Origin of the sequence: Enterobacter sp. 940_PEND (genome assembly GCF_001059415.1) — a bacterium.
Taxonomy (GTDB): Bacteria; Pseudomonadota; Gammaproteobacteria; order Enterobacterales; family Enterobacteriaceae; genus Enterobacter; species Enterobacter cloacae_M.
This window is the reverse complement of the sequence record NZ_JUMS01000119.1, coordinates 21,586-31,464: the sequence shown is the minus strand read 5'-3', so window position 1 is coordinate 31,464 and position 9,879 is coordinate 21,586. Positions and strand designations below refer to the sequence as shown.

The 9,879-nt window shown below is 52.6% G+C and carries 8 protein-coding genes and 1 tRNA gene; 2 read left to right on the top strand and 7 right to left on the bottom strand.

Features of this window, described 5'->3' with window-relative positions; all coding sequences use genetic code 11:
- Nucleotides 1-205: 205 nt before the first annotated feature.
- The 4 genes from ADJ24_RS16960 to proB form a co-directional block, all read right to left on the bottom strand.
- Nucleotides 206-478, bottom strand: coding sequence for a hypothetical protein (locus ADJ24_RS16960; protein WP_023310510.1), 273 nt, complete (start codon nt 476-478; stop codon nt 206-208).
- 1,286 nt (nt 479-1,764) lie between these two features.
- Nucleotides 1,765-1,837, bottom strand: a tRNA-Thr gene (locus tag ADJ24_RS16955).
- Nucleotides 1,838-1,948: 111 nt separating this feature from the next.
- Complete coding sequence (proA, locus tag ADJ24_RS16950) at nt 1,949-3,202, bottom strand: glutamate-5-semialdehyde dehydrogenase (RefSeq protein ID WP_023310509.1); 1,254 nt, start codon at nt 3,200-3,202, stop codon at nt 1,949-1,951.
- An 11-nt stretch (nt 3,203-3,213) separates the two neighbouring features.
- Nucleotides 3,214-4,317 carry a glutamate 5-kinase gene (gene proB / locus ADJ24_RS16945; RefSeq protein WP_023310508.1) on the bottom strand — a complete coding sequence of 368 codons (1,104 nt, stop codon included), beginning with the start codon at nt 4,315-4,317 and terminating at the stop codon, nt 3,214-3,216.
- A gap of 304 nt (nt 4,318-4,621) precedes the next feature.
- On the opposite strand from proB, the gene phoE reads away from it, so the two are divergent.
- The gene (gene phoE / locus ADJ24_RS16940; protein ID WP_023310507.1) at nt 4,622-5,674 is read left to right on the top strand and encodes a phosphoporin PhoE; all 1,053 of its coding nucleotides are present in this window, start codon (nt 4,622-4,624) and stop codon (nt 5,672-5,674) included.
- Between the two features lie 148 nt (nt 5,675-5,822).
- On the opposite strand, the gene crl is transcribed toward phoE, so the two are convergent.
- The 3 genes from crl to gpt form a co-directional block, all read right to left on the bottom strand.
- On the bottom strand, nt 5,823-6,224 hold the full coding sequence (gene crl, locus ADJ24_RS16935; protein ID WP_023310506.1) for a sigma factor-binding protein Crl: 402 nt from the start codon (nt 6,222-6,224) through the stop codon (nt 5,823-5,825).
- 57 nt (nt 6,225-6,281) lie between these two features.
- Entirely contained in the window at nt 6,282-7,526 is a 1,245-nt protein-coding gene (frsA, locus tag ADJ24_RS16930) for an esterase FrsA (RefSeq protein ID WP_023310505.1), read from the bottom strand.
- A 104-nt stretch (nt 7,527-7,630) separates the two neighbouring features.
- Nucleotides 7,631-8,089, bottom strand: a complete 459-nt coding sequence (gene gpt, locus ADJ24_RS16925) for a xanthine phosphoribosyltransferase (RefSeq protein WP_010427903.1) — start codon at nt 8,087-8,089, stop codon at nt 7,631-7,633.
- Between the two features lie 260 nt (nt 8,090-8,349).
- Here gpt and pepD point away from each other — a divergent pair, with 260 nt between their 5' ends.
- Nucleotides 8,350-9,807 carry a cytosol nonspecific dipeptidase gene (gene pepD / locus ADJ24_RS16920; protein ID WP_023310504.1) on the top strand — a complete coding sequence of 486 codons (1,458 nt, stop codon included), beginning with the start codon at nt 8,350-8,352 and terminating at the stop codon, nt 9,805-9,807.
- Nucleotides 9,808-9,879 lie beyond the last annotated feature (72 nt).

The following is a 9,879-nucleotide window of genomic DNA, read 5'->3' as shown; positions in this document are numbered from 1 at the left end:
CTCAAAAACACCATCATACACTAAATCAGTAAGTTGGCACCATTACCTGTATTTGCACCATAATTCTCATAATTTAAAAATGGTTCAATTTTATCCATTATCACTTTAAGATAATGGGTATCAGTGCGGGTTGATTTTTTTTCATAGTTGCAACCAAAACAAGCCAGTAGGTATAATATATAGCACAGGTTTTGCATTTATCAACTTAATGCTTATGTTTTAAGGTGATGGACTTCAACTGTTCACACCAGCAGTTTACAGACGTTGCATCAAAAAATATAAGATTCATATTTTTATCAAGAATCAGGGGGATACAGGGATAATGCTCAGGTTTCCCCTCATTCAGAAGGGCACTCACTTCACCTTCGGCAAAAATACTCAAATCAAAAAAACGCAAATACCATTTTTTAAAATCCTCAAACGAGTGGAGGACAATAAGCGTCTGTTTTTCCGTTTTTAAGTTAATCACGGTTTGCATAAATCTCCCGTTGAACCTTTTATACGATATCAGATAATGCTTTTAAGCATAGCCTTAAGGCGTAGAAACTCAAATGATTATCGAGTCCAAATTGGGATCTATAGTGAGTAACCTGCCAATAATCAGCAAGTAACCTGCCAATAATCAACTCATTGAAATATGATTTTTTTAAAACTTCCATTTATAACCATACTGTATTGTCACTTTTTTATTAGTCATATAATAACAGCATAAAAATTTATCTTTTGGCTTTATTTAATGAAAGCATAGCAATAGCAGAAGCTGACTAATCATTATTAAGGACATGGCTTTATTTTTCATATATTAATTCGTTTCAAGTGAAAAAATTGGTTCATTGCCACAATTCATGGGGTCACAATGAATCCTAACTTATGTAAATTCTCGGGTACAAAACAAACCACTCGCATTCAGTGAGATAAAAAATGCCTTGCTTCCGGATTAAGATGACTTTGACGTTCCCAGTTCTGCTGTAAAAATTAACAGGGAATGGCCCTCTCACTCATTCATAACTACATCCGGAGAGCTTTGCGATGAAAAAATTCTGACATGCGGCCAAAACGAATAACTTTCTGCGCCCATTTTGCCGGGCTGAGATACCGTTTCCGGCATGAGTAAAATCCGCCTGCTGGTGTTCCAGAAACCGATCCCCTTCCCAGCCTGACTGCGTCCTTCTGCTTCCCCACAGCCCACCGCCTAAACGTCCGCACATGATTGATCCTCAGTATGGTGCCGTCGACGTTCACCATGCTGTTCGGGCCACCCGACATGTCGGTCATACGCAGCGCGGACCGGCTATCGGTTACAGGATCTGCCCATGGTAACGAGGCAGAAGAATATCTACGGACATGATCCCCTTCTTTGTTACCTTTGAAGTAAAAAAAGAATGAGACTGCCAGAAAGTTCACGCCTTATCAGGGTGCTCGTGTACCGTCAGGAGCGTGAGAGAAGTGCTGGCAGAGCCGGTATACCACTCATTACCGATTTACGCAGCCACAAGGCCGCACATCCGCCTTAAATGCCTGTCGGGATGGTTTAGAGACGTTGGCTACGTCATCTGATTAGGATTGATTGTGGTTCGTGTTGACTGTGCACGCTTTGTACCTGTTAGGGCTTTACAGCGACAGACCGCTACGTGTTTACGTCCCTGAGTAGCCACTGTTAACTATAGCGGCAACTGTTGGTCATAGAATCCCTTAAAAAAGATTGTATCTTGAGATACAAGATTTATCTCAATCCATTGTTTTTAAAGGATTTTGTTGTGTGAGTGCCGATAATAGGAGTCGAACCTACGACCTTCGCATTACGAATGCGCTGCTCTACCAACTGAGCTATATCGGCCCTGAGAGGCCGGTTACGAGCGTAACCACGGGGCAAAAGGTTAGATCTATCCGGGTGATGCGTCAATGCCCTTTTGAATCAAACGGCTATTTTTGCATCACCCGTGATTATTTACGCACGAATCGTATCGTCACCGAAGCCGATCCACTTGTACGTGGTCAGCGCTTCCAGCCCCATCGGGCCGCGCGCGTGCAGTTTCTGCGTGCTGACCGCCACCTCTGCGCCGAGGCCGAACTGGCCGCCGTCGGTGAAGCGGGTGGAGGCATTCACATATACCGCTGAAGAATCCACTTCGTTCACGAAGCGATCGGCATTGCGCAGGGTGCGCGTCAGGATCGCGTCAGAATGCTGCGTGCCGTGTTCACGGATGTGCGCAATGGCGTCGTCGAGATCGGCAACGATTTTCACGTTCAGATCCAGTGACAGAAACTCATCGTCGTACTGCTCCGCTTTTACGGGAACAACGTTAGCCGGGCCATCCTGAAGCAGTGCGAGCGCGCTGGCGTCAGCATGCAGCGTCACGCCGCTCTCTGCCATCTGTTTGCTCAGAGCCGGCAGGAAGGTGTTCGCAATATCCTGATGCACCAGCAGCGTTTCTACGGTGTTACAGGTGCTTGGACGCTGGGTTTTCGCATTCACGATAATCTTCAGCGCCGGTTCAATCTCAGCGGTGTCGTCGACAACGATATGACACACGCCGATACCGCCGGTGATCACCGGAATCGTCGACTGCTCGCGGCACAGCTTGTGCAGGCCCGCGCCGCCGCGTGGGATCAGCATGTCGATGTATTTGTCCATGCGCAGCATTTCGTTGACCAGAGCGCGGTCCGGGCTCTCGATCGCCTGTACGGCCCCCGCCGGTAAGCCACACTCTTCCAGCGCCTGCTGAATGACTTTCACCGTCGCGGCGTTGGTGCGCCAGGTCTCTTTCCCACCGCGCAGAATAGCGGCGTTACCGGTTTTCAGGCACAGAGAGGCGACATCCACCGTCACGTTTGGACGAGCTTCATAAATAACGCCGATGACGCCGAGCGGCACGCGGCGGCGCTCCAGGCGTAAACCGCTGTCGAGCAGCCCGCCGTCGATCACCTGCCCTACCGGGTCGGCCAGATTGCAGACCTGACGCACATCGTCGGCGATGCCTTTCAGGCGTGCCGGATTCAGCGCCAGACGGTCGAGCATCGCTTCGCTCAAGCCGTTACGACGCGCTTCCAGTAAATCCTGCTCGTTGGCGAGCAAAATCTCCTGGGACTGGGACTCCAGATAATCAGCAATTTTTTCCAGCACGCGGTTTTTCTCGCGGCTGGAAAGGAGCGCCAGTTTGTAAGAGGCGGCCTTCGCGGCTGCGCCCATTTGTTCCAGCATGTTCTGGCTCCTTAACGAATAATCATGTCATCGCGATGCACGGCAACCGGGCCATATTCATAGCCCAGAATGGCGTCGATCTGCTGCGAGTGGTGACCCGCGATGCGGCGCAGCGCGTCGCTGTTGTAACGGCTTACGCCGTGGGCGATGTCGCGGCCTTCGAGGTTACGGATACGGATCACTTCACCACGGGAGAAGTTGCCTGTCACGCTTTTAATTCCTTTAGGAAGTAATGAACTTCCTCGTTCCAGAATCGCGGCGGTTGCCCCTTCATCGACGACGAGTTCGCCAGCAGGAGGCGCGCCAAATATCCAGCGCTTGCGGTTTTCCAGCGGGGATTCCTGGGCGTGGAAGCGGGTGCCGACGGAGATACCTTCCATTACGTCGCCAATCACGCCGGGGCGGCTGCCCGCTGCAATGATGGTGTCGATACCGGCGCGGCACGCGACGTCAGCGGCCTGCAGCTTGGTCCCCATACCGCCCGTTCCGAGGCCTGAAACGCTGTCACCGGCGATGGCGCGCAGCGCATCGTCGATGCCTTGAACGTCGGTAATCAGCTCGGCTTCCGGGTTGGAGCGCGGGTCGGCGGTGAACAGCCCCTGCTGATCGGTCAGAAGCAGTAATTTATCGGCACCGGCCAGAATCGCGGCCAGCGCCGAGAGGTTATCGTTATCACCCACTTTGATTTCAGCGGTAGCAACGGCATCGTTCTCGTTGATGACCGGAACAATATTGTTGTCCAGCAGCGCGCGCAGGGTATCGCGGGCGTTCAGGAAGCGCTCTCTGTCTTCCATATCCGCACGCGTCAGCAGCATCTGCCCGACGTGAATACCATAGATGGAGAACAACTGTTCCCAGAGTTGAATGAGTCGGCTTTGCCCCACGGCGGCCAGCAGCTGCTTGGAAGCGATCGTCGCGGGGAGTTCGGGGTAACCCAGGTGTTCACGCCCGGCGGCAATCGCCCCGGAGGTCACAATCACAATACGATGCCCTGCGGCATGTAGCTGAGCGCACTGACGTACAAGCTCAACAATGTGGGCGCGATTTAGGCGGCGCGATCCGCCTGTTAAAACACTGGTACCGAGTTTTACCACCAGCGTCTGGCTGTCACTCATGATTCTCTGCCGTTCAACGATAAGGGAAAGTAATGTCGAACGAACGTTTTAGCAGGAGTCAGCCCCGTTGCCAACTGCCTTAGCACATCGCGAAACACTTTGTTGCGCGGGATCAGGAAGCGTAGCGGGGGAATTTGACACTTTTATTACCGAAATAATAAATCACAGTTTTTTAAAATTATTCTTAGTTTGTCATAAAAGTTTCATTCCAGAACGATAAAACCCTTCCTGTTTTTTCACGGGACTTAGGCATGAGCTTATCGTCCAGCGAATTTTTTAGCGCGTTTATAAGACAGGATCGAAAATGAAAAAGAGCACTTTGGCATTAATGGTTATGGGCGTAGTGGCTTCTGCATCCGTTCACGCAGCTGAAGTTTATAATAAAAATGGTAATAAGCTGGACGTGTACGGCAAAGTGAAAGCCATGCACTACATCAGCGATGATGCCACCAAAGATGGCGATCAGACTTACGTTCGTTTCGGTTTTAAAGGCGAAACGCAGATTAACGATCAGCTGACGGGCTATGGCCGTTGGGAATCTGAATTTGCAGGTAACAAAGCTGAGAGCGACTCCTCTCAGAAGACGCGTCTGGCGTTTGCTGGTCTTAAGCTGAAAAACTTTGGTTCACTGGATTACGGCCGTAACCTGGGTGCCCTGTATGACGTCGAAGCATGGACCGATATGTTCCCTGAATTCGGCGGTGACTCTTCCGCACAAACCGATAACTTCATGACCAAGCGTGCTACCGGCCTGGCGACCTACCGAAATACCGACTTCTTCGGCGCGGTTGACGGTCTGGACATGACGCTGCAGTACCAGGGCAAAAACGAAAACCGTGACGCCAAGAAACAGAACGGCGACGGTTTTGGTACCTCTCTGACCTATGACTTCGGTGGCAGCGATTTCGCCGTCAGCGGCGCCTACACCAACTCTGACCGCACCAATGCTCAGAACCTGCTGGCACGTGGCCAGGGCCAGAAAGCAGAAGCCTGGGCAACCGGTCTGAAATATGATGCGAACGATATTTATCTGGCTGCGATGTATTCTGAAACCCGCAATATGACGCCAATTTCCGGTGGGTTTGCTAATAAAGCGCAGAACTTTGAAGTGGTCGCACAATATCAGTTCGACTTCGGTCTGCGCCCGTCCCTTGGCTATGTCCAGTCTAAAGGCAAAGATATTGAAGGTATTGGCGACGAAGATCTGGTGAAATATATTGACGTTGGCGCGACCTATTACTTCAACAAAAATATGTCCGCGTTTGTTGATTATAAAATCAACCAGATTGACGACAAAAATAAACTGGCCGTGAGCAGCGATGACATCGTTGCTGTAGGTATGACCTACCAGTTCTGATGATGTGAAATAAAAAAACCGGCTTGATGCCGGTTTTTTTGTCGGGGATTAATGGGGTCTGGTGCCCTCACCCCGCCTCTCTCCCACAGGGAGAGGGAGAATTTGTAGGCCGGGTAAGGCGAAGCCGCCACCCGGCGCTGTGACACCATCAGGCAGTCAGCTTCACCGCTTCGCTGGAAAAGTCATCCGCGGGTTCGAACTTGAGATCCAGGGTAGCCAGCAGCGCGCGTGCCTTATCGTGAAACTCTTTTAGCGTATATTCCAGGCGGTCAATCACTTCCTGATCTTTAATCGTGGTCGCCTGCCAGTTGCCGTCTTTATTAAACAGGCCAAACTGGTAGCTATACGTAAAGCGTTTTTCCTCTGCTTCCATTTCCATCCACCAGCCCCAGAATTCACGTTTTTCGGGTGCAGGCTTCACGTTGACGCATACAGCCAGGCAGTCGAAAAAAAAGCGATTCTCTTCACACTGCTCTTCTCGAATATACGGGCCGAGAGCCATAAACTTCTTAATCAGTCTACTTTTCGGGTGTCCACTCGGTAACGTCATTGCGATCTCCTTTTGTGAAGCCACTGTTTTACCAAACCAGTGAAATTTAGCAATCTATTAACACAATCTCTGAGCGATCCAGCGCGTAATCTCTTTCAGTGATTTGTCGAAATTCTGATAGACCGGGCTGAACGGCACCTCAAGCAATTTGCCATCCGCAGATGACGAAGTGATTAATCGCGACTCTTCTTCCGGGCTGAACGGGTCGTTTTTCCAGAACCCAGACAGCATCGGCGTTGGGCAGCGACGTCCCAGCAGCCCCTGCGTTTTTAACGAGTAGCGATTGAGCTCAACGCGCAGCGCTTCGTCTGATGCATCATGCATGCCAAGGCGGCTAGCCAGCACATCAAGGTACATTTCAGGTACGCTCCCCTGGCGTGCGGGATCGCTGAGCAGAGCGTGTACGACCGGGCCGAGGCAGGCGACGGCTTTCAGACGAGAAGATTCAAGGTAAGCCAGACGCACCGCGACGTTCGCGCCGAAACGGAAGCCGAATGCCGCCACGCGGGTGTGGTCAACCCACGGAATGTTTTCCAGCGCTTTGAGCGCATGCTGGTGCAGCAGGCTGGAATCCTGAGTCAGTTTCCATTTGGATGAAAAACCAATTGAAGGCATATCAAGCGTCAGCATCGCGATCCCTTTTGGTGCGAAGTAGCGCTCATACAGGCTGTAATAATCAATTTGCAGCGAATCCAGCCCGCCGCACATGAGGACGGTCGGGAACGGGCCGTCGCCTTCCGGCATATGCAGGAACCCGGTGACGGGTGCGCCACCTGGAATGCTGAACTCAAGCTCGCGCATTTGGCCCGGCAAACGCTGCGCCGCCTCTTCATAAGCACGGTTCGCCAGCGCCTGGGCCTGCTCCGCCAGCTCATCACCTTTTAGATGTGGATACGCGGCAATTGCGTAGAGATTGGCCGCATGCAGCCAGTGCTTGCCGCTGCGCGTGGCGTCCTCTTCCTGGCTGGCTTTTTGCTGCCAGAGCATCGCCTGTTTAGACCACTCGTAGATCCAGTTTCCGCCACGGTAGCCCACCACGGTGTCGTAGAGTTCGCTGTCGGTACGTTCGGCTTCACTCATCACGATACGTGCCTGCACATCAAGGATTTCACGGGGGTCAATACCGCGCCAGATCCACATCAGGCGGTTAATCATGCGATACCAGTGAGGCACATTTTTACCGTCTAACGCGGACTGGACGGCAGGCTGGGTACCCGGATTGAAGCGACGCACCAGCGTCGACGTTTCAGGGTGTTTGAAACGGGGTTTGAAGAGAGTCTCGGTGAGATTCGCCTGCGTCATTGCGTTGCCTCCATGAATACGTCATATGAAGACTATTGTAACGCGTGGCAGGCCAAAAAGAACAACGCCCGACATAGTCGGGCGTGTAAAGTTACGTACTGGTATTAACGGCCTGAAATAGGCGGTACGAAGACCACGCCCATATCCCATGGCTGTTCAATCCAGGTGTCCTGCGGGATATCAATCACGTAATCGTCAACCAGCGGGCGGCCAGCAGGCTTCGCGAAGATAGTGACGAAATGTGCTTTCGGATACATTTCGCGGATAGCAACCGCAGTACCACCGGTATCTACCAGGTCATCAATAACGATGAAACCTTCGCCGTCGCCTTCCGCACGTTTCAGCACGGTCAGCTCGCGCTGGTTGTCATGGTCATAGCTGGAGATGCAAACGGTATCGACATGACGAATACCCAGCTCACGTGCCAGCAGCGCCCCCGGTACCAGACCGCCACGGCTGACGGCAATAATGCCTTTCCACTGTTCGGAAGGCATCAGACGCGCAGCCAGTTTGCGTGCGTGAATCTGCAACATGTCCCAGGTGACGACGTATTTTTCGCTCATGTGAAGTGTCCCAGCCTGTTTTTATACGGCTTAAAAAGTGTTCGAGGGGGAAATAGGTTGCGCGAGATTATAGAGATCTGACGCACTAAAAACCAGTGTTTAGCGCCCTCTGCCTGAGTTTTTACATGCTTTATGCTACCAGCCAGCAGAGAAAGTGGTATTCTCAGTTTCATCTCGCAAGCCTGACTTGTGGTAACTATTAACCTGCTAACCCTGTGACCTGCAACCCTGTTTGCAGCGCCTCGACAAGGAGACTTATCGTGTCTGAACTGTCTCAATTATCTCCGCAGCCGCTGTGGGATATTTTTGCGAAAATCTGCTCCATTCCACACCCTTCCTACCATGAAGAACAGCTTGCCGAACATATTATGGGCTGGGCGAAGGAAAAAGGTCTGCATGCTGAACGTGACCAGGTTGGCAACATTCTGATCCGCAAACCTGCTACCGCAGGGATGGAAAACCGTAAACCGGTTGTGCTGCAGGCGCACCTGGACATGGTGCCACAGAAGAACAACGACACCGTTCACGACTTCACCAAAGACCCGATTCAACCGTACATCGACGGCGACTGGGTGAAAGCACGCGGCACCACGCTGGGCGCGGATAACGGCATCGGTATGGCCTCTGCGCTGGCCGTGCTGGCCGACGACAGCGTTGAGCACGGTCCGCTGGAAGTGCTGCTGACCATGACCGAAGAAGCTGGCATGGACGGCGCGTTCGGTCTGCAGGCGAACTGGCTGCAGGCGGACATCCTGATCAACACCGACTCTGAAGAAGAAGGTGAGATCTACATGGGCTGCGCGGGCGGGATTGATTTCATCTCTACCCTGTCGCTGTCGCGCGAAGCGATTCCTGCGGGCTTCCAGACCTTCAAGCTGACGCTGAAAGGGCTGAAAGGCGGCCACTCCGGCGGTGATATTCACCTGGGTCTGGGTAACGCCAACAAGCTGCTGGCGCGCTTCCTGGCAGGCCATGCGGCCGAGCTGGATTTGCGTCTGGTGGACTTCAACGGCGGTACCCTGCGTAACGCGATTCCGCGCGAAGCGTTCGCCACCGTAGCGGTTCCCGCGGCAAAAGCGGACGAGCTGAAAAAACTCTCCAGCGTATACCTGGATATCCTGAAAAACGAACTGTCGGCGAAAGAGAAAAACCTGACCGTGGTGCTGGAATCTGTATCTACAGATAAAGCCGCGCTGACCGCGCAGTCTCGTGACACTTTCGTTCAGCTGCTGAACGCGACGCCAAACGGCGTGATCCGCAACTCTGACGTGGCGAAAGGCGTGGTGGAAACCTCACTGAACGTGGGCGTGGTGACCATGAGCAACGACAGCGCGGAAATCATCTGCCTGATCCGCTCTCTGATCGACAGCGGTAAAGAGTACGTGGTGAGCATGCTGGAATCTCTGGGCACGCTGGCGGGCGCGAAAACGTCTGCAAAAGGCAGCTACCCGGGCTGGCAGCCGGATGCAAGTTCTCCGGTGATGGCGCTGGTGCGTGAAACCTATCAGCGTCTGTTCAACAGCACGCCGAACATTCAGGTGATCCACGCCGGTCTGGAATGTGGCCTGTTCAAGAAACCGTATCCGGACATGGACATGGTGTCCATCGGGCCAACCATTACCGGCCCGCACTCGCCGGATGAGCAGGTTCATATCGAAAGCGTCGGTCACTACTGGACGCTGCTGACTGAACTGCTGAAAGCGATCCCAGTTAAGTAATACCCTCACTCCAGCCCTCTCCCAAAGGGAGAGGGTGAAAAACGTAGGCCCGGTAAGCGTAGAGCCACCGGG